The sequence below is a fragment of the Nocardiopsis moroccensis genome, assembly GCF_055763695.1.
The window spans coordinates 3,769,701-3,789,439 of sequence record NZ_CP199747.1 but is presented as its reverse complement, the minus strand read 5'-3'; the positions used below and the strand labels follow the sequence as shown (position 1 = coordinate 3,789,439).

At 72.0% G+C, this 19,739-nt stretch carries 15 protein-coding genes; 8 read left to right on the top strand and 7 right to left on the bottom strand.

Going from position 1 to position 19,739, the window contains the following annotated elements; translation table 11 throughout:
• Nucleotides 1–117: 117 nt before the first annotated feature.
• The 3 genes from ACUKCB_RS16800 to ACUKCB_RS16790 form a co-directional block, all read right to left on the bottom strand.
• A complete protein-coding gene (locus tag ACUKCB_RS16800) occupies nt 118–1,284 on the bottom strand; it encodes a glycosyltransferase (protein ID WP_473036551.1) in 1,167 nt (388 codons plus the stop codon).
• Nucleotides 1,285–1,528: 244 nt separating this feature from the next.
• Complete coding sequence (locus ACUKCB_RS16795) at nt 1,529–2,893, bottom strand: nucleotide sugar dehydrogenase (protein ID WP_473036550.1); 1,365 nt, start codon at nt 2,891–2,893, stop codon at nt 1,529–1,531.
• 100 nt (nt 2,894–2,993) lie between these two features.
• Nucleotides 2,994–4,742 carry a glycosyltransferase family 4 protein gene (locus ACUKCB_RS16790; RefSeq protein ID WP_473036548.1) on the bottom strand — a complete coding sequence of 583 codons (1,749 nt, stop codon included), beginning with the start codon at nt 4,740–4,742 and terminating at the stop codon, nt 2,994–2,996.
• 253 nt (nt 4,743–4,995) lie between these two features.
• Here ACUKCB_RS16790 and wecB point away from each other — a divergent pair, with 253 nt between their 5' ends.
• The 3 genes from wecB to ACUKCB_RS16775 all read left to right on the top strand — a co-directional run bounded on the left by wecB (nt 4,996) and on the right by ACUKCB_RS16775 (nt 10,312).
• Nucleotides 4,996–6,105, top strand: coding sequence for a non-hydrolyzing UDP-N-acetylglucosamine 2-epimerase (wecB, locus tag ACUKCB_RS16785; protein ID WP_473036547.1), 1,110 nt, complete (start codon nt 4,996–4,998; stop codon nt 6,103–6,105).
• Between the two features lie 104 nt (nt 6,106–6,209).
• Nucleotides 6,210–7,964, top strand: a complete 1,755-nt coding sequence (locus tag ACUKCB_RS16780; protein ID WP_473036546.1) for a hypothetical protein — start codon at nt 6,210–6,212, stop codon at nt 7,962–7,964.
• Between the two features lie 155 nt (nt 7,965–8,119).
• Entirely contained in the window at nt 8,120–10,312 is a 2,193-nt protein-coding gene (locus ACUKCB_RS16775) for a glycosyltransferase (protein ID WP_473041038.1), read from the top strand.
• Between the two features lie 23 nt (nt 10,313–10,335).
• On the opposite strand, the gene ACUKCB_RS16770 is transcribed toward ACUKCB_RS16775, so the two are convergent.
• Together ACUKCB_RS16770 and ACUKCB_RS16765 are read right to left on the bottom strand one after the other, a co-directional pair.
• The gene (locus ACUKCB_RS16770; protein ID WP_473036544.1) at nt 10,336–11,622 is read right to left on the bottom strand and encodes a sensor histidine kinase; all 1,287 of its coding nucleotides are present in this window, start codon (nt 11,620–11,622) and stop codon (nt 10,336–10,338) included.
• 64 nt (nt 11,623–11,686) lie between these two features.
• Complete coding sequence (locus ACUKCB_RS16765; RefSeq protein ID WP_017570862.1) at nt 11,687–12,355, bottom strand: response regulator transcription factor; 669 nt, start codon at nt 12,353–12,355, stop codon at nt 11,687–11,689.
• Nucleotides 12,356–12,572: 217 nt separating this feature from the next.
• Between ACUKCB_RS16765 and ACUKCB_RS16760 the strand changes: the two genes are divergently transcribed.
• Nucleotides 12,573–13,289 (top strand): hypothetical protein, encoded by a 717-nt coding sequence (locus ACUKCB_RS16760; protein WP_473036543.1) that lies wholly within the window; start codon nt 12,573–12,575, stop codon nt 13,287–13,289.
• A gap of 167 nt (nt 13,290–13,456) precedes the next feature.
• The gene (locus tag ACUKCB_RS16755; protein WP_473036542.1) at nt 13,457–14,032 is read left to right on the top strand and encodes a hypothetical protein; all 576 of its coding nucleotides are present in this window, start codon (nt 13,457–13,459) and stop codon (nt 14,030–14,032) included.
• A 98-nt stretch (nt 14,033–14,130) separates the two neighbouring features.
• Here the strand turns inward: ACUKCB_RS16755 and ACUKCB_RS16750 are convergent, their stop codons facing one another.
• Entirely contained in the window at nt 14,131–16,251 is a 2,121-nt protein-coding gene (locus ACUKCB_RS16750; protein WP_473036541.1) for a 5'-nucleotidase C-terminal domain-containing protein, read from the bottom strand.
• Between the two features lie 383 nt (nt 16,252–16,634).
• Here ACUKCB_RS16750 and ACUKCB_RS16745 point away from each other — a divergent pair, with 383 nt between their 5' ends.
• Entirely contained in the window at nt 16,635–17,123 is a 489-nt protein-coding gene (locus tag ACUKCB_RS16745; RefSeq protein WP_473036540.1) for a hypothetical protein, read from the top strand.
• Here the strand turns inward: ACUKCB_RS16745 and ACUKCB_RS16740 are convergent.
• On the bottom strand, nt 17,108–18,208 hold the full coding sequence (locus ACUKCB_RS16740) for a serine/threonine-protein kinase (protein ID WP_473036539.1): 1,101 nt from the start codon (nt 18,206–18,208) through the stop codon (nt 17,108–17,110). The genes ACUKCB_RS16745 and ACUKCB_RS16740 overlap by 16 nt on opposite strands.
• Nucleotides 18,209–18,375: 167 nt before the next feature.
• Here ACUKCB_RS16740 and ACUKCB_RS16735 point away from each other — a divergent pair, with 167 nt between their 5' ends.
• Entirely contained in the window at nt 18,376–19,230 is an 855-nt protein-coding gene (locus ACUKCB_RS16735; RefSeq protein WP_473036537.1) for a hypothetical protein, read from the top strand.
• A gap of 101 nt (nt 19,231–19,331) precedes the next feature.
• Nucleotides 19,332–19,733: an MmcQ/YjbR family DNA-binding protein gene (locus ACUKCB_RS16730; RefSeq protein ID WP_473036536.1), complete on the top strand. Its 402-nt coding sequence runs from the start codon at nt 19,332–19,334 to the stop codon at nt 19,731–19,733.
• The last annotated feature ends 6 nt before the right edge of the window (nt 19,734–19,739 follow it).

The window sequence follows — 19,739 nt, the reverse complement described above, 5'->3', positions numbered from 1 at the left end:
CTCGTGGGTGGTGGTGCCGTCCGGGGACGGCACGCAGCACAACCTAGTTGACTAGGAAGATATTTCACCACAGAACGATATGTGAGCTCATTCACCCACGAGTGCCAGGCGAGCGGCCTATTCGCTGAACGCCGTGCGCGGGCGTCCGCTCTGCCGGGGCGCACGGGGCCGGGGAATCGCCGGGGCCGGGGCGTTGGCTTCACAGACCCACTCCTCCAGCCGCTTCACGAACAGTCGTGCCTGTACCGGCCAGTGGAAGGAGCGCTGTGCGATCCGGTGGCCGGTGCGAGCGTACTCGTGCCGGGTCTCCTCGTCCCGGCGCAGCTCCAGCACGGCCCGCGCTGCCGCCTCCGGGTCCTCGAACGGCACCACGGTCCCGGCGGGGCCCTCCGGGCGCTTGGTCACCAGGGCCTCGGCCATCGGGTTGGGGGTGGTGACCACCGGAAGCCCGTGGGCCATGTACTCCACGACCTTGGTGGGCAGGGAGTGCCGGTAGTTGTCGGTGTCGTGCAGCAGGCTGATCCCGGCCAGGGCGCCGGCCGCGATGCGCAGGGCGCGGTCGTTGGGCACGAAGCCGTACCAGTGCAGAGCGTTCTCCTGGTGGGCGTCGCGCAGCAGCTGCCGGATCCCGTGGTCGGCGCCGCCGATCACCTCCAGGCGCACCCCGTGGTCACGCAGCCGGCGCCCCATCTCGATCATGTCGTGGGCGCCCCGGGCCCTGGACAGGTGCCCCAGGTAGACGACCCGGTCCTCGCCGGGCGCGCGGAGCGGCGCCTCGGGCACGTCGGTGGTGTTGGGCACCACCGGGTGGTCGAGCCGGAACCGGGGCCGGTAGCCCTCCTCGGCCAGCAGCAGGTGCATCCGCCGCTCGGCGTACCGCTCGAAACCGCGCACCACACCGCCGAGCGGTCGGCGCAGCGGCTGCGGGACCCAGGGCTTGGTGCGCAGGGCCGCCGGGGTGTCCTCGTGCACGTCCCACACCGTCACCGGTCTCTTGGCGGGCAGGGCCAGCAGCAGTTCGGGGTCGTGGAAGAGCAGGAGGTCGGCCTCGGGCGCCAACCGGGCCAGAACGGTCCGGGCCGCCCGGATCGAGGAGAGCCGGTCACGGCCGGAGGCACGGGGGACGTCCACCGAACGCACCTGGTCCCAGGGGGTCACCCCGCACTCCCGGAAGGGCGCCACGTACGTCACCGTGTGTCCGGCGTCCACCAGGGCCCGGATCTGGCGGTGCAGGATTCGTGCGTCCTCGGGGTGGTGCACAATCGTGGCCACAAGCGCGTGCATCGAGATCACCTACGTGTGTCACCGTTTTGGTCCGACTGGTCCGTGTTCGATGATCCGCTGTGAAGGTGCGGGATCAGCTGTACGACACGGTATTCACCTGCGGAAACACACTGAGGAAAGCCGAGTGGACAAGCGGGGTGGTTCCGGTGAACCTTCGGTGGGCGGACGGTGAACGCGCCGAGGCACGCCGCCGAACGCCGTCTGGCGTCCGGGTCGACGTGCCTCGTGCGGGCCCCTGCGGCCCCTACAGGACCTGGACGCCCTCCCGGTCGACGCGGCGCCGGAACTGCGCCGGGATCTCGGCGGCCTCGTCCGGGTCGGGGCGGCGAAGGACGCCCCGGGTGTCCAGGAGCAGCCGCGCGTACTCGTTGAGCAGCTTGGGCCGGTACTCGCTGTGGTCGGTCAGCAGAACGGTCAGGTCGGCCTCGGCCAGGGCCTGCTCCAGGTCGGTGGAGCGCGGCACGTCAACCCCGTCCACCTCCCAGGACTCCACGTGCGGGTCGTGGTAGGTGAGCGTGGCGCCCTTGGCGGCGAGCTTGCGGGCCACCGGGCGGGCGGGCGACTCACGCTGGTCGGCGATGTCGGCCTTGTAGGTCACGCCGAGCAGCAGGACCTTGGACCGGGAGAGCGCGAGCCCGGAGTCGTTGAGCAGCTCCTGGGCGCGCTGGGTCACGTAGGACGGCATCCGTCCGTTGATCTCCTGGGCCAACTCGACGAACCGGAACGGGTAGCCGAGGGTCTTGACCTTGTAGGAGAGGTAGTTCGGGTCGATCGGGATGCAGTGTCCGCCCACGCCCGGGCCCGGGTAGAACGCCTGGAAGCCGAACGGCTTGGTGGCCGCCGCGGAGATCGAGTCCCACAGGTCGACGCCCAGCTCCTGGCAGAAGACGGCCATCTCGTTGACCAGGGCGATGTTGACGTGCCGGTAGGTGTTCTCCAGCAGCTTGGCCATCTCGGCCTCGCGGGTGCCCCGGGTCCGGACCACGGTGTTCACGAAGTTCTCGTAGAAGGCGGCGGCCGCCTCCCCGCACTCCTCGGTGAGCCCGCCGACCACCTTGGGCGTGTTGGCCACGCCGAAGGTCTGGTTGCCCGGGTCGATCCGCTCGGGGGAGAAGGCCAGCCGGAAGTCGGATCCGGCGACCAGGCCGGACTCCTCCAACAGGGGCCGTACGACCTCCTCGGTGGTGCCCGGGTAGGTGGTGGACTCCAGGATCACCAGGGTCCCGGGGGACATGTGCGCGGCGACGGCCTTGGAGGCGGAGGTGACCGCCCCCAGATCCGGGCCGCCCTCGGGTGAGAGCGGGGTGGGGACACAGATGACGATGGTGCGCGCCGTCGCCAGGCACGCCGGGTCCGTGGTCGCGCTGAACCCCTTGTCCAGCATCGTGTTCACGTCTTCCGGCGACAGGTCGTCGATGTGTGACTCGGCCTTGTTGAGGCCGTCGACCACACGGGCGCTGACGTCGAAACCGGTCACCTTCAGCCCGGCTGACACGGCTTCGGCTGCCAGGGGCAGACCGACGTAGCCGAGGCCGAGGACGACGAGGTCGCCGGCCGAACCGGAACGCTGCTCGGGGACAGTGGCTGGGTTGGAGGCTGCGGCATCCACTTCGTGGTCACACTCGCATTCGTTTCGTGAACGGGCGCATATATCGAGGACTGCCATTCGGAGTTCTGGAGATCCGAGTGTAGACAGGCATTGCCCTTGGTTACGGGATCTGTCCTGGTCCGGACACTTTCCCGATGAGAACCCGATACGCCTGGTTATAGCGGTATACGGCCTCGGTCCACGTGCGGTTTGCACCGACGCGTTTGCGGCCTGCTCGGCCGTAGGACGTCCGCTTTTCATGACTGTAGGCGAGTTTTGTGAGCACATCAGCTAGACGTGCCGATTCGCCCGCCGGAATTAACTCTCCGGTCACTCCAGGTTCCACGATCTCTCGCAGAGCGGGTAGGTCACTCGCGACGACGGGCAGCCCTCCCGCCATAGCCTCCACCGGTTTCAGAGGGGTCACCAGCCGACACACCCGTTCGTCGAGCCTGGGCACCGCGAACACGTCCAGGGCGGCGTGGTGGTGCCGGACCCGATCGGCCGGGACCCGCCCCGGGAAGTGCGCCGCCCCGGACAGCCCGAGTCGCTCCGCCCGCCCGCGCAGCGCGGCGAGCTCGGGCCCGTCCCCGACGATCAGGGCGTGGGCGGGCTCGCCCCGCTCCCGCAGCAGCGCCACCGCGTCCAGGAGCACGTCCAGCCCCTCGTAGCCGAAACAGCTTGTGGTGGTGCCCACCACGAACTCCTCCCGGCCGATCCCCAGACCCTCGCGGACCGCCCCACCCGACGGCAGCGGTTCCAGGAAGGAGGCGTCCACGGCGTTGGGGACGACCAGCATCCGCTCCGCGGGCACCCCGCGGGCCTCGATGTCGGCACGCATCGCCTCGCCGAGGGTCACCACCAGGTCGGCGGCGAGCATGCACTCCGTCTCGCTGGCGCGTTCGGCCCGGTAGAAGGCGTCGTCGACCCCGCGGGAGGGGTCCCGGGACAGCCAGGACTCCTCCAGGAAGCCGCGGACCTCGTAGACCACGGGCAGCCCGTACCTGCGCCCCAGTTCCAGGGCCAGCCGCGCGTTGTGGTGGTTGCTCGCCGCGTGCAGCACGTCCGGACGTACCGCCTCCACCAGTTCCGAGGCCAGCCGCAGCCCCGAGTCGAGCTCCTCGGTGTGGTCGGCGGGCGCGGTCCAGGGGAGGAGGCGGTGGTAGGGGACCCCGTCCACCCGCACCAGCGTGCGCGGATCCAGCACGCCCTTGGTCAGCGGGTATCCGGCCCTGGTGGCCACGTGCACGTCCATCCCGGCCTCCCGCTGCGCGAGGGCGATGCGGTGCGTGCGCTGGGTGTAACCGGCGTTGGTGTGTGGCAACGCGTTGGTGACCAGATGCAGGACCCGGACGCCCGCCCCCGGCCGCTTCGGGTCAGGGCCCGTACACCGCTGTCCCGATCCCGCCACCGCCGGTCGCTGAGCGTTCACCGTGTCGTCAGGCCGCGTTGGCGCACCGCGGGTTAACGTGATCCCGTGAAGGTCAGGCGAATCGGACGGGGAGGCGGGGACGGCGCGCCCCGTGGCCAGCGCCGTCCGGTACTGCGCCGTGGTCCGGTGCGGTCCGGGCGGGATTCGTTCGACCAGTTCACGCGCGGTGTCCGCGTCCCCGGCGGCGAGGGCGGCCGCGACCAGGCGCCCCACCCGGCGGGGCGAGGAGCCCCGGGCGGTGGACAGCAGCACCTCGCGTGCCTCCTGGCGTCGCCCCTGGTCCCACAGGGCGTAGGCGCGCGGCAGGGCACCCGATCGGGACGCCACGGCGCGTGCCGTGGTCCGTACGGGGCCGGGCATCAGCCGGGGCGCCAACAGGGGCAGCCGAGCGGGCTCGGAACGCAGATGGTGCCAGGCCAGGGACGCGGTGAACGTCACCGCCCTCGGCCATCGGGCACGCGGACGCGGAACGCGGGGTTCAAAAGTCTGGGAGTCATGCACGGTCAGTCACACAACCACGTGGACGTGGCCGGATGGTGACAACACGGCGACCCCGGCGGAACGGCTGGGGCAAAGAACTCCCCGACCGGCCTCCGCGCCGCCCGGCCCGCCGAGCCGCCGCGGTCACCGGTCCGCCCGGGACCCGCACCAGAACAGCAGACACCCCCACCGGAAGAAGAAGGAAGCAGCCGTGACAACGAGTGCCCCTCTTGGCAGTCAGGACACCGGGATCGTGCACGTGGTCGGGGCCCGCCCCAACTTCGTGAAGGCCGCGCCGGTGGTTTCGGCCCTGCGCGGCCGGGGCGCGCACCAGACGGTCCTGCACACCGGCCAGCACTACGACGACCGCATGTCGGCCGTCTTCTTCCGCGACCTCGGCCTGCCCACCCCCGACGTCGACCTCGGCGTCGGCTCGGGTTCGCACGCCGCCCAGACCGCCGCCCTCATGGTCGGCCTGGAGAAGGAGTTCACCCGGACCACCCCCGGCATGGTCGTGGTCTACGGCGACGTCAACTCCACCCTGGCCGCCGCCCTGGTCGCCGCCAAGCTCGGCATCCCCGTCGCGCACGTCGAGGCGGGCCTGCGCTCCTTCGACAACACCATGCCGGAGGAGGTCAACCGCCGGGTCACCGATCAGCTCAGCGACCTGTGCTTCGCGACCAGCCCGGAGGCGGTCGGCCACCTGGCAGCGGAGGGGGTGTCCCCGAACCGCGTCCACCTCGTCGGCAACCCGATGATCGACACGCTCCTGGGCAACCTCGACCGCTTCGACGTCGACGCCCTGCGCGCCCGCCTCGACCTGCCCGAACGCTATGTGGCGGCCACCCTGCACCGGCCCGCCAACGTCGACGACCCCGCCAACGTCGCCCGGCTCACCGAGCGCCTGCACGAGATCGCCGGCCTCACCGACGTCGTCATGCCCGTGCACCCGCGGGGGAAGGCGGCCTTCGACCGGGCCGGGCTCGGCGACCACCCGCGCGTGCACCTGCTCGAACCGCTCGGCTACCTCGACTTCGTCGCGCTCACCCGAGGCGCCGCGGCCGTGGTCACCGACTCCGGCGGCGTCCAGGAGGAGACCACCGTCCTCGGCGTCCCCTGCCTGACCCTGCGCCCCAACACCGAACGCCCGATCACCATCACCCACGGCACCAACCAGCTGGTCACCGAGGCCGACCTCCTGCCGGCCCTGCGCAAGGCCCTGGACGGACGGACCGCCGAACGGATCGGTGACGTGCCGCCGCTGTGGGACGGCCGGTCGGGGGAGCGCATCGCCACCGTCCTCGCCCAGTGGACCAGGTGACCCCATGAACCCCCTCCCCGGGGCGGCACCCGCCCCCTCACGACAGACGGACAGCCCGGGGCCCCGACCCGGGGTCTTTCGACCCGAGCACAAGGTGGCAGACCGTGAAACGGCGTGAACAGAGCCAGACCGAACAGCTTCGGCAAGCCCTGGCCGAACGCGAGGCCCAGCTCCAGGAGGCGCAGGCCCGCCTCGCCGCGGTCGAGGGGTCCACCTCGCTCCAGGTGGGCCGTGCGCTCACCGCGGCCGCCAAACGCCCCGGCCGCTCCCTGGTCAAGCTCCCGCGCGACCTCTACCGGCTCTGGCGCCGCAGCGGCAGCACCAACCACGCCGCGCGCCGCCGGGTCGAACCCGTCCGCTCCTTCGACGCCGAACGCCAGGAGGCCCGCCTCCTCACCGGGCTCAGCGGGGGACGCGAGGACCTGCTGGTCGTCGCCACCGTCCTCGGGCCGGCCGTCCAGGCGGCCGTGGACCCCTACCTGCGCTCGGTGCCCCTGCGTCCGCACGACGCCCAGATCGTCATGGACGGGGTGGACGTCGATCTGCTCCTGGTGTCCGCCTCCGCGGCCGCGCCCGGGTCCCCCTGGGCGCACGTGGGGGACCCCGCGGCGGTCGACCGGACCAGGGCCCTGCACTGGGTGCTGGAGTCCGCGGCGGCGCGCGGCATCCCCACGGTCCTGCTCGACGACGCGCCCGCACCGCCCGCCCTGCGCCGGCTCGGTTTCGACCGCGTGCACAAGGGCGACGCCGGGGTGCCGCTGCACCTGTTCAACCCGGTCGCGGCCGAACTCGTCTCCGGCCCCGAGGCCGTCTTCGTCCGCACCGCCCCGGACCTGCCGGTCCCCGACGTCCTCCTCGACCTGGGCGTGGGCGTGGTCGACGCCGACTCCCCGGAGCTGCCCGACGCGCTGCGCGCCGCCAACGTCGCCGTCATCCCGGAGACCGGCCACGGCGACCTGCGCCTGCGCCGACGCGCCTGGGCCTGCGGCACCCGGGTGATCCCGCACCCGGCCGTCCCCGTGCCCGAGGCCGAGGACCTGGCGGTCACCGTGCCCCGCCTGCGCGCGGACGGTCCCACCCCCCGCGAGGTGCGCGCCATGCTCCGGCAGGTCTTCCTCGACGAGGCGGCGCCGGTCCGGCTGGCCGCGCTCCTGGACGGCCTGGTCTTCGGGTCGGGCACCCCCGGGACCGAACTCCCGCTGAGCGGCCGCGGCGTCGCGGTCCTGGCCGACCCGGCCTCGGCGGCCGAGGCGGACCGCCTCGCCGAGGACCTCCTGGGCTCCCGGCTGCGCCCCGCCGAACTGGTCGTACCCGACACCGCCGCCCGGATGTCCGGCGTCCAGCGCCTGCGCGCCGAGGGCGTGAGGGTGCACACGGTCCGCTCCACCGCCCCCGACACCCCGGAGGAACTCACCCGGGACGTGGCCCCGGCGGGCGCCGGCGGGCCCGCCCCGGCCCACTGGGCGTCCCTCGCCGAACGCGCCACCTCGCCGTGGGCGCACCTGTGGACCGGCCCGGTCGGCAGACACCGGCTGGCCGACCTGGTCTGCGCCGCCGAGTGCTCCGGGGCCGACGCCGTGGGCACCCCGGACACCGCGGTGCCGGACGGCCGGGAACCGTCCGGAGCGGGGGAGCGGGGCTTCTTCGACCGTGAGACGGGGAGCCGGCAGTACGTCTTCGTCACCTCGATCACCCCGGAGCTGGCCCGCACCGGGCTGCTGCGGCGCGGCTGGCGCCCGACGGAGTGGAACCGACGCGGTACCAGGCTCCTCGCCCTGGGCCCCGACCACGGATCCGGTACCGACGGCGACAGCGAGGACCCCACGCACGCCGACGCCTCGACCGGAGCCCTCGGGTGACCCGCCGCGCCCGATCCGCCGCCCTTCGCCCGCTACGGACGCCCACGGCGCAGCCCGACCGCCGCAGTTCTGATTGACTTTCCGGTCGCCCCCGCACGGGCGGCCCACCAGAATCCGAAGGGAAGAACGTGAGCACACCTCCTCCGCGCGCACTCTTGTACGGGGACGTGGACCTCAACATCATCGACGGCTCGGCCATCTGGGCCCAGTCGATGGCGCAGGCCCTGGCCGCGGCCGGATGCGAGGTCACCCTGTTGTTGAAGGCACAGGTGCGGACCGATCGGCTCACGGCGCCGCTCACGCAGACCCCGGGGGTCCGGGTGGTGCGCCCCTATGAGGACCGCATGCTCCCCGACCTCGGACCGCGCGGCCTCACACCCGAGCAGGCCGTGGAGCTGATGGGCGGGCTGCACGCCCGCAAACCCTTCGACCTGGTGGTCGTGCGGGGCCGTCGCCTCGCCGGGCTGGCCGCCCAGGAGGAGGCCCTGACGGGTCGCCTGTGGACCTACCTCACCGATTTTCCGCACAGCGTCGGCGAACTGACCGCGACGGCCACCGCGGAGCTCACCGAGATCGCGCTCGCCTCCCGTTTCGTCCTCTGCCAGACCGAGGAGCTGCGGGCCTTCCTGGAGTCGACGGTGCCCGCCGCCTGCAGCCGTTCGGTGCTCTTCCCGCCGGTCGCGGTGGTCCCCCCGGGGGTGGCCGCGGACGGCGAGGCGCACGCCCGCACCCGGCTGGCCTACACGGGCAAGTTCGCACCCGCCTGGAACACCCTGGAGATGACCGGGCTCCCCGAGGAGCTCGCCCGCCTGGGGGTGGATTCCGAACTGGTGATGATCGGCGACAAGATCCACGCGGAGCCCGCCGACTGGGCCAAGCGCATGCGCAGGGCGCTGGAGAGCACGCCGCACGTGGACTGGCGCGGCGGCATGTCGCGGGCCGACGCGCTTCGCGAATCCGCCACCTGCGACTTCGGGATCTCGTGGCGGGACCCGTCCATGGACGCCAGCCTCGAACTGTCCACCAAGGTCCTGGAGCTGGGGGCGCTGGGCCTGCCGGTGGTGCTCAACCGCACCCCGATGCACGAGACCCTGCTCGGCAGGGACTACCCGCTCTTCGCCGGTGAGGACGCCTCCTCGGTGGCCGCGGTGGTGGCCCGCGCCTACCACGACCGCGCCGTGTACGCGGAGGCCGCCGAGCGCTGCCGGGCGGCGGCGGCCGAGCACACCCTGGAACGGGCCGCCGAGCGGTTGCGCGGCTACCTGGCCGAGGCCCTCCCGTCCGCCCCGCAGGGGGCCGACCCCGAACTGCCGCTCAAGGTCGTCATCGCCGGTCACGACCTGAAGTTCTTCACCCGTCTCGCGGAGTACCTGGACTCGCTGCCGGGGCTCGACGTGCGCATCGACGAGTGGGAGGGGCTGAGCACCCACGACCAGTACCGGTCACGGGAGCTCGCCGCCTGGGCCGACGTCGTCATCTGCGAGTGGTGCGGGCCCAACGCCCTGTTCTACGCCAAGTGGAAGCGCCCCGACCAGCGGTTGATCGTCCGCCTGCACCGCTTCGAGCTGTACGCGGAGTGGCCGCGCCGCCTGGACGTCGGGAAGGTGGACGCGGTGGTGTGTGTGAGCCCGCACTACGCCGACCTCACCCGCGAGCTCACCGGCTGGCCCGCCGACAAGGTCGTCGTCCTGCCCAACTGGGTGGACGACCGCCAGCTCGACCGGCCCAAACTCGCCGGGGCCGAGTACTCGCTCGGCATGATCGGGATCGCGCCCTCACGCAAGCGCCTGGACCGGGGGCTGGACGTGCTCGCGGAGCTGCGCCGCATGGACCCCCGCTACACGCTCTCGGTCAAGACCAAACAGCCGTGGGAGTACTGGTGGATCTGGAACCGGCCGGAGGAGCGCACCTACTTCGAGCGCGTCTACCGCCGGATCCAGCGTGACGGCACGCTCGCGTCGGGGGTGGTCTTCGACCCCTTCGGCCCGGACGTGGCGACCTGGTTGCGCAGAGTAGGGTTCGTGCTCTCCACCAGCGACGACGAGTCCTTCCACCTGGCGCCCGCCGAGTGCGCGGCCTCCGGTGGCGTCCCCGCGCTGCTGCCCTGGCCGGGAGCGGACACCATCTACGATCCGCACTGGATCCACGACGACCCGGTGGCGATGGCCGAGGCCATCCACGCGACGGTCTCCGAGGGCCGGTTCGGCGAGGAGAGCGAGCGCGCCCGCGCGGAGGTGAACTCGGTGTACGCCCTGGAGAGGGTGCGCTCCCTCTGGAGCGACCTGGTGGTCCGCGGTGAGGTTCCGAAACCGCTGGACTCGGCCGCCCACGCGGGCACGGGGAACTGACCGGGCCCCGGGGCAGCCCTACTTCAGACGGGGCCGGTCATCTTCGACAGCCCGCCGGCTCCGGCGGGCAGGAAGAGCGCGAAGGTGGTCGGCCTGGTCTGCACCAGTTCGACGCGGGCCCCTTCGGACTCGGCGATGTGACGGGCCAGGGCCAGGCCCAGGCCGGTGCCGCCGCCTCCGCTCACCTCGCGCTCGAAGATCCTTCCGGACAGGTGATCGGGGACCCCCTCGCCCTCGTCGCTGACCTCCACGCGGACGGACTGGCCGGTGTCGAGGCGGCGGATGGTCACCGTCCCCGCGCCGTGTTTGTAGGCGTTCTCCACCAGGGTCGCCAGGATCTGGGCGAGGTCGGTGGGGACGGTCATGGCGGTCAGCCCGGGGTCCCCGGTGACCAGGAGCCTGCGTTGCTCCTGTTGGAGGACGGGCGACCATTCGGCCTGCAGGTGGTTGAGGACGGGGTCGAGTTCCACCGGTTCGACTTCGGGGTTCTGGCTCTTGCGGGCGCGGCCGAGCAGGCTTTCGACGGTTTCCACGAGCCGTTCGGTCTGGGCGAGGGCCGCTGCCCCCTCCTCGCGGACCACCTCGGGGTTGTTCGACTCGGCGATGATCTCCTCCAACCGCATGGTCAGAGCGGTCAGCGGGGTGCGCAGTTGGTGGGATGCGTCAGTGGCGAAGTGGCGTTCGGTGGCGATGAGCCCGGCGATGCGTTCGGCGCTGCGGTCCAGCACCTCGGCGACGCGGTCGGCCTCCGGGATGCCGTAGCGATGGCCCCACGGTGTGGTCACCCCGGAGCCGAGGCGTTCGGCGGTGGCGGCCAGGTCGACGAGGGGCAGGGTGAGCCTGCGGGCCTGGAACATGGACAGGCCCACGGCGACCCCGATGGCCAGCAGGGACAGGGAGGCGATCCCGAGCCAGGCCCGGACCACGCTCTCCTGCACGTCCTCGTTGCTGGCCCACACCTCGACCCGGGTCTCGCGACTGGTGGTGACGGTGGCTTTGAGCAGGTGCGGAGAGTCCGCGGCCTCCGGGTTCAACGACGGGTCGCCCGCGGTCACGGCCGTGGGCGCGTCCGCGGGTGTGATCCGGATGAACCGGTCCGGGTGCTCCCGGCTGAACCGCATCGGGTCCAGTTCGCCGTGGAGCCCGAGCATGTTGTCGCTCTCGGCCCCGATCAGCTCGGCCTCGCTCTCAAGCTGCCTGCTGCTCTCGTCGTGCACCAGCTTGTAGGTGAGCGCCCCCAGGGGCAGGCCGAGCAGCATGACGGCTATGACGGTCACCACCAGGGTGGAGAAAACCATCCGCCTGCGCATGTCACCTCACGTCCGTCCGACCCCGGGGCGGTCGACCGGCAAGTGTGTCGAACCCGAGGCCGGGTCAGTCTCGTTCGAACCGGAAACCCACACCCCGGACGGTCGTGATGTACGACGGCTGGTTGGCGTCGTCACCGAGTTTGCGGCGCAGCCAGGAGATGTGCATGTCCAGGGTCTTGGTCGATCCCCACCAGTTGGTGTCCCACACCTCCCGCATGATCTGTTCCCTGGTGACCACCTTGCCGGCATCGCGTACGAGTACGCGCAGCAGGTCGAACTCCTTGGTGGTCAGTTGCAGTTCGCGTTCGCCCAGCCAGGCGCGGCGCGAGTCGTTGTCGATCCGGACCCCGTGGACCACCGGGACCTCGGCCCCGCCCCGGCGCAGGAGCGCGCGGACACGGGCCAGGAGTTCGGCGAGTCTGAAGGGTTTGGTCACGTAGTCGTCGGCTCCGGCGTCGAGGCCGACGACGGTGTCGACCTCGTCCGCGCGGGCGGTCAGGATGAGGATCGGCGTTCCGTGACCCTCGGCGCGGAGCCGACGTGCCACCTCAAGGCCGTCCATTTCGGGTAGCCCGAGATCCAGGACCATGAGGTCGATGTCTCCCGCACGGGCGCGGTCGAGTGTCTCAATGCCGTTGACGGTCACGTCTACCGTGTAACCCTCGCGTCGGAGTGCGCGCGCGAGAGGCTCGGAGATCGAGACATCGTCTTCGGCCAGCAAAACGCAGGTCATGGAGCCGATCGTAGGTCCAGGGTGGCGCATTTCCCTATTATGCGCGCCGGATGGCCCAAGGTTGGCCGAAAATACGCTAATCACATATCGGTCAAATAGTACAATTGGCCACCATGGGCCTTTTCTTTGCACGTTCTTGGTGAAACTGGGAAGCTGGTTCGAGAGGGTGTTCCCATGCGCCCCGAGAGACGTTTCCCGGACACGGAGGAGCCCGCACGTGAACCCCAACCCGCCGCCCGGCGGAGGAGAATTCGGACTTCCGCCGCAGGGTCCTCCGCCGGGGCCGCCGCAGAACCACCCGCCCGCCGGACCCCCGGCCCCTCCGCCCTCGGGCAGGTACGGGACCGGGCTGCTCGCGGTGCTCTCCGTGATCGCGGTGCTGGCCGGGGCGTCCTTCCTCGGCGGCGGACTCGCGCTCACCGGGGCGCTCACCGACCGGATCGCGGCCGGTCGGGGTGAGGGGGCCGCCGAACCCTCCGCCTCCCCGTCGGCCGCGCCCTCGCCGGAGGAGTCCCCGAGCCCGACCCGACCCCCCCTCCCGCCTCCGGAGACCACCGGGGAGCCGAGCGAACCTCCCGCGGAGGAGCCACCGGAGAAGGTCTCGGCCGGGGACGTGGTCGCGGAGCTGAGCGGGGACCACGGACTCCGGGAGGGCGTAGACATCACCGGTGAACTGTGCGTGGACGAGGAGGACGCCTTCGCCTGCACGAGTGCCGTGCACACCGATCTCGTCCGGGTCATCGCCTTCGAGGACGTCCTGGTGGCCTCGATCGTCGTCACGGGCCTGACAGCCCAGATCGCGGAGGACGACAACGACATGGTCGACGCGCAGAACGCCTGCCACATCGTGTTCATCTGGTTCGAGGGCGGCAGCATGGAGCAGTCCGCACGGGACGCCATGGCCGGCGACACCGAGGAGTTCGCCGGGTGCTGACGCCGGCTCCCGCCACACCCCGGGTCGATGCGTGCCCAATTGATCACACTGGGTAATAATGGGGTGTTGGTGACGGTTGGCGGGCCCCGGGACCCGGACCCTCACCGGACCTGTCCACTCATCTCGGACACCTGAGCCGGTCCGGGCGGGGCACGCGAGGAGCAGCGATGGCGCGCAGCAGTAGTACGGCGAAAAGCAGTACGACGGTAAGGCGAGCGGAACCGCGGGCCCGCCGGGGCACGGAACGGGCGGGAGGGGCCGAAGCGCGTGGCGCGCGCGGTCCGGGCCTGCTGACCACCCTCGCCCTGGCCCTGGTGCTTCCGGTCGCCTTCGTGGCACCGGCAGCAGCGGAGGGTGCCGGCCCCGGCGCTGCTCCCGGCACCGCCGAGTCCGGCGCGGCCGAGTCCGGCGTGGCCGGGGCACGGAAGACGGAAGGGGCGGCCCCCGCCGGCCCGAACGCCCGGTCCCAGTCCCTCTCCCACCGCCACTACTACTCCACCTGGCGCGACGCCCGGACCTACTGGTCACAGGGGAGCCGCTACCCCACGAGCGGCTGGCTGTGGGCGGGGCGGCACTACTTCTTCTGCCAGGTCGAGGGCGAGCCGCACACCGACGGTGAGGGCTACTCGACCTGGTGGGCGCTGACCGACGACGACACCGGCAACCGGGACGTCTTCGTCAGTGCCACGGCCTTCCGGGACAACGAGCCCTGGCAACCGATCGAGGGCCTCCCCCGCTGCTGAGGCGTCCCCGGACACGGCGCGGGCCCGTCCGAGCAGCCGCTCGGACGGGCCCGCGTTCGTCGTCCTGTCCCGGACCTACCGGTGACCGGACAGCGGGATCAGGCGTCACCCTCCCCGGTGTCCGCGGCCGTCCTGCGCCTACGGCTCAGGTAGATGGCGCTGCCACCGGCGGCCACGGCGATCGCGGCGACCAGGACCAGGCCGGTCAGGGCGCTACCGGTCACCGGCAGGGAACCCTTGTCGCCGTCCTTGTCGTCGGGACGACCGGGCTTGTGCTCGTCGGGGTCGGTCGGCCCGTCGGTGGGACCGTCCGTCGGCCCGTCGGTGGGGCCGTCCGTCGGCTCCGGCGACTCCGGCGGGTCCGTGGGCGAACCGTCCCCGTCACCGGGGGGCTCGGTGGCCTGCTCGCCGACCACGATGCGGCCGGAACCGCCCTCGGGGTAGTCCGCCGCGGTCACGGCACCGTCGAGGGTCTCGGTGAGGTAGCGCTCCAGAGCGCCCTGGTAGGTCGAGCCCACCACGGTGAAGTCGGCGCCGCGGAAGGGGTACATGTCGCCGCCGGAGGCGGAGAAGTCGATGGTCGCGATCGTGATGCCCGGGCCGTCCACGACCTCGCCGTCCTCGACGAGCACCGTGCCGTCGTGCAGGACGGCGCTGCGCACGCGCTCACCGGGGGTGAGCACCTCCCCGTCGCCGTCGACCTCCTGGGCGGTGTTGTCGGGATCGTAGGCGAAGTTCACCCCGGCGACCTGCATGAACCGGCCGTCGGCGGCGGGCGCCGCGGAGACTCCGTGCTCCAACAGCTCCTTGACCTGCGTCCGGGGGATCTCCGGGACCACCGCGACCTGGTTGGCGAAGGCGGCGATCGAGTAGGTGTCGAGCGCGGTCACCGGACCTGCCGGGATCACCGAGGAGTTACGGATACCGCCGCCGTTCTGGATACCGATCTGCGGCTCGGGGACGCCGTACTCCTCGGCGTTGCGCACACCGGTGTCCAGCAGCGAGTCCGCCATCAGGTTGCCCAGGTTGGTCTCCTGGGTGCGCACGCCCGGGTCCCGGGTCCCGTCCAGGGCCACCTCGCTCTGCGCCACCTCGGTCTCGGAGAGTGCGGCGACGTGGTCGGCGACCGGCTTGGTCACCTGGGCGTCGACCTCGGGGTGCGGCTCGACGGAGTCGTCGACCACGACCGGTCCGGAACGGTCGCTGACGGAGACCAGGCCGCCCTCGGCGTCGAAGTTGATCACCAGACGGCCGACGTACTTGTAGTCGGAGCCCGCGGTCACGATCGGGACCTCGTCGCCCTGCGCGTCCTCGGTGAGCAGCGGGTAGGAGAGGGGGTCGCCGGTGCCCGGGTGGACGGTGACCTCGTCGCCGGGGACCAGGGCCTCGTCCTCGTCCGCCATCACCTCGTGGCCGCCGCCGGAGACCACGGCGTCGACGCCGGTCAGCTCCTGGGCGACCCGCTCCTCGTAGGTGATGTTCTGCAGGTGGGAGATGAGGATGATCTTGTCGACGCCCTCCTCGGTCAGCCGGTCGACCTCGGCCTGGACCGGGCCGACGACCTCGTTCACCACCACGTCGCGCGGGCTGGAGATGGAGGCCAGCTGTGGGTAGAGCGCCCCGACGACGCCGACCTGCTCGTCCTGCACCCGGACGACGGTGCTGGGGGCGATCCGGCCCGAGGCCTCGTGCGCGGCCAGCCCGGGCTCGCCGGACACGTCCACGTTCGCGGCGACCACCGTGGTGTCCTCGCCGAGCTCACCGATGAACTCGGCGTACAGGTCGGGGCCGAAGTCGAACTCGTGGTTGCCCATGGCGACCGCGTCGTACTCGGCGTGGGAGGTGGCGACCGCGTCGTAGAAGGGGGCGCCCTCCTCCTGGGAGGCGGCGAACTCGGGTCCGGGAAGGTACAGGTCGCCGGAGTTGACGGTGACCACGCCGCGGTCCTCGGCCTCGTCGGCCCCCGCGCCGGTGCCGGCGTTCTCGCTGTCCCGGAGCTGGTGGAGCAGCGTCGTGTAGCGCGCGGCTCCGCCGAAGTCCGGTTCGCCGGAGGCGTGCAGGAGGGCTGACTCGGGGTCGTTCCCGTGCAGGACCGTGAGAGTGAAGGCCGCCTCGCCGGGGGTGTCCATGGGCGCGGACGCGCCGGCCGCCGGGGCGAAGGGCACCACCAGAGCGCCCGTCAGGAGCAGTGCGCCGGATGCGCGCACGAGTCTGGACATGTCTGCTGTGACTCCTTTGGGGGATCGTGCGGGAAAGCCGCCCTGGGGAGGGTGGGGGCGGAGTTCGTTCACCCTAGAGGGGGACGGGTGTTGGGGCACGGGCCGCAGGGTTACGATTCGCAGAATCTCCTGTGCGCTCGAAGGTTCCCCGTCTCCGGCGTGTCGCCCGGCGTCACCCTGGGAGACTTCCGGTTGCGCGGTGTGATCTTTTTCGGGCGTAACTCCCGACGTATGGTGTTCCGGGCCCACGCCGCCACGACCGCACGCCCTACCATGGAGGGGACCGTCGGCTCGATTCCCCTCGGAGGACGTCCGTGTTTCCCTCTGGCCAGGACCCGTATGACCCCGACGCGGGACAGGGCGGGATCCCCTCACAGCGGGGGATGCCCGGCATCGAACCCCACCTGGAGGCGCTCCGCCCCGACGCGCCGATGCCCGGGCGGGTGTCCACGGTCCGCACCCTGATGTTCATCGGCGGTGTCTGCGGGATCCTGCTCGCCCTGCTCTGCGTGATGGGCCTGGCCGCGCCGACCGAGGCGATGAACGAGGCCCTGGACGAACAGGCCGCCCTCGCCGCGGAGCAGGGCGTGGCCTGGTCCATGGACGCCGACCTGATGCGTTCCCTCATGGTCGTCATGGCGCTGGTGACCGGGGCGTACGGGGCCCTGTCCACCTTCCTCGCCGGCCGGCTGCGCAACCGCACCGTGGGGGTCTTCTGGGGCGTCGTGCTGTTCCAGGGCCTTGCCGGGCTCATCCTGCTGTGGAGCCTGCTCTCCGGAGACGTGCTCTCGATCGTGCCGCTCGGTTTCGCCGTCACCATGATCGGCTTCATGTGGGCCAAGGAGAGCCGCGCCTACTACGGGCTGCTCTGAACCGCTCCGCCCGCGCGGCCGAAGAGGCCGCCCTCCCGCGGCGGCAGCGGCGCCCGGACCGCGACCCTGGTCCACTGGCGGTCCAGCAAGCCGCGCACCGCCCCGGCACCGGTCCCGGCGGCTGCCCCGCCGTCCGTGCCGGAGGGTGCCCGTACCCCGCCCGCGGGGCCCTCCAGGGCCAGGGCGGCACGGAGCAGCTCCCCGGAGTCGGGCCGGTCCTCAGGGTCCTTGCTCATGGCCGCCACCACCAGCCTCTCCAGCCCGCGCGGCAGGTGCTGCAGGTCCGGTTCCTCGAACATGACCCTGCGGGCCATCTCCTTCGGCGCCGCCCTACCGAACGGGTCGTGCGCCGCCGAGGCGAAGGCGACCGTCGCCCCCCACAGGAACACGTCGGACCGCTGGGTCGTGGGCTGGTGCTGGTACTGCTCGGGGCTCATCCACCCGGGGGTGCCCAGGCTGTCGCGCTGCCGGGTGGGGCGCTCGTCGGCCAGGGCCTCCGGTGAGGGCAGTTTGAGGTCCCGGTAGGCCCGCCGCATCCGGCGCAGCCGGATCCACTTCGTGGGGTCGGGGTCCTCGACGGGGTGCGCGATCCCGAAGTCCAGCAGTTTGGGGCCCTGCCCGGACAGCACCACGTTGCTCGGTTTGAGATCGCGGTGCACGACCCCCGCCGAGTGGATCGCGCGCAGGGCCTCGGCCACCCCGACGGCCACCCCGAGGAGCATGCCGCCGCGCAGCCGCCCGAACCTCTCCACGTGGTGCCGCAGGGTGGGGCCCGGTACGTACTCGGTGATCATCCACGGCGGTTCGGCTCCCACGTCGGCGCGGACGAACCGCGCCACCGCCGGACTGTTGACCCTCGACAGCAGCCGGGCCTCGTGCGCGAACCTCTCCCGGAACCGTTGGTCGCGGGCCTGCTCCGGGTGGACGACCTTCACCGCGAGGTAGCCGTTCACCCCGGGGGAGTCGGCGGCGTAGACCGTTCCCATGCCGCCCGAACCCACACGCCCGCGCACCCGGTGCCCGCCGATCTCGCGGGGGTCCCCCGGTTCGAGCGGGGCGAGTCTGCGTACACCGCGCGCCTTCATGGGTACTCCAACCGGCTGTGGGGAGGGATCTGCCGGGTCCTATCCCCGGATTCTCCCCGTTCACTCCTCTTCCGTACCGGTGTCCGCCTTTCCCGGGCCCGTTCGATTCCGGGGTCGGACGGTGGAGTGGTAGGAAGTCCCTGTCGAAATCGACAACGAGGACCCCCATGAAGCTCACGTTCCCCGACGGCCACATCGTTCAGCTGACCCCCTGGCTACTGCAGGCGGTGCTCGGCGCCTTCCCCCTGCCCGGCGACGAGGGGCGGCTGGCCCCGTACGAGGCCGACCCCTCGGCCCGCGAGATGCTGATCCGGGAGGGGGCGGCCGCACACGACGGGAACGGCGACTTCGTACTCACCGGACACGGCCTGGAACTCCACCGGTTGGCGACCGCGTCCGGATCCCCGGACCGGGAAACGGAGGGCGGGAGACTCACCTGCTCGCCCGAGCTGACCCCGGAGGAACTGGCCCGGGTACGGGAGGCGGAGGCACAGTTGCGGGCGGGAGCCCGGGCGTTCCGGCGCGGTGAACCGCTGTCCGCCCCGGCCAGGTACGCCGTCGGCGCCGGTCTCCTCCTGCCGCCCGTGGGCGCCTTCCTCGTCGATCGGTACCTGTACGACCACGGCCTGCCCGTCACCCTCACCCTGATCGTGCTCATACTCGTGGCGGAATGGGCGGCCGTGGGCGCGATCCACCGTTACCGGCGTGCGAGGCAGGCCCGCGCCCCCGGCGAGGTCCTGCGCAGGCACGCGAAGCGCTGCCTCGCCCCCGCCGCGCTCGACCCGGTCTCCCGCGGGCTCCTGCTGCGGGTCCAGCGGGTGGTCGACGGCTCCGCGGACCCGGCGGCGCTGGCCGGACAGGAGTGGGAGCTGGCCCGGGAGCTGGCCGGGTACAGCCTCCGCCGGGCGGAGCTCGAGGGGCTGACCGACCCGGACGAGCACGTCCTGGGCCTGATCGACCTGCTGGCCGACCTTGCCCGTGCCGAGGAGCGGGTCCGGGAGCTGGAGGCGGCGCCGGCCTGAGGGGCCTGCGCAGGAGGGCCGTCCACAGGTCGGCGGACGGGCTGCCGAAGGTCGGTACCCTCTGGCAGTCTCGGAGGGGCCAGCGACAGGGGGAGAAGAACGTGACACCGGAACAGTTCATCGACGCGGCCCTGTGGTTCCCCGAGTCCGAGGAGAGCGAGCCCTTCGGCCCGGGGCCCCTCGTGTACAAGGTGGCCCGACAGAAGATGTTCGCCCTGCTCACCGGGGGCTCCGAGGGGGAACCCGCCACGGTGAACCTCAAGTGCGACCCCGAACTCGCCCTGGAGCTGCGCGGACGGTACCCGGCCCTCACCCCCGGCCGGCACATGAACAAGCGACACTGGAACTCGGTGCTGCTGGACGGCACCGTGCCCGACGACGAACTCGTGGAGATGCTCAGGCACTCCTACGTCCTGGTCGCCCGCAGCCTGCGCCGGGCGGACCGGGACCGGGTGCTGGCGGTCCTGGGGTACGACGCCCCCGAGACCGGCGCCCGGAGCTGAGAGAGG

Excerpts from the sequence above, each read along its gene's own strand:
- ACUKCB_RS16800 (WP_473036551.1), bottom strand. The coding sequence starts at position 1,284 with ATGCACGCGCTTGTGGCCACGATTGTGCACCACCCCGAGGACGCACGA.
- ACUKCB_RS16770 (WP_473036544.1), bottom strand. The coding sequence starts at position 11,622 with ATGCGCAGGCGGATGGTTTTCTCCACCCTGGTGGTGACCGTCATAGCC.
- ACUKCB_RS16765 (WP_017570862.1), bottom strand. The coding sequence starts at position 12,355 with ATGACCTGCGTTTTGCTGGCCGAAGACGATGTCTCGATCTCCGAGCCT.
- ACUKCB_RS16755 (WP_473036542.1), top strand. The coding sequence starts at position 13,457 with ATGGCGCGCAGCAGTAGTACGGCGAAAAGCAGTACGACGGTAAGGCGA.
- ACUKCB_RS16750 (WP_473036541.1), bottom strand. The coding sequence starts at position 16,251 with ATGTCCAGACTCGTGCGCGCATCCGGCGCACTGCTCCTGACGGGCGCT.
- ACUKCB_RS16745 (WP_473036540.1), top strand. The coding sequence starts at position 16,635 with ATGCCCGGCATCGAACCCCACCTGGAGGCGCTCCGCCCCGACGCGCCG.
- ACUKCB_RS16740 (WP_473036539.1), bottom strand. The coding sequence starts at position 18,208 with ATGAAGGCGCGCGGTGTACGCAGACTCGCCCCGCTCGAACCGGGGGAC.
- ACUKCB_RS16735 (WP_473036537.1), top strand. The coding sequence starts at position 18,376 with ATGAAGCTCACGTTCCCCGACGGCCACATCGTTCAGCTGACCCCCTGG.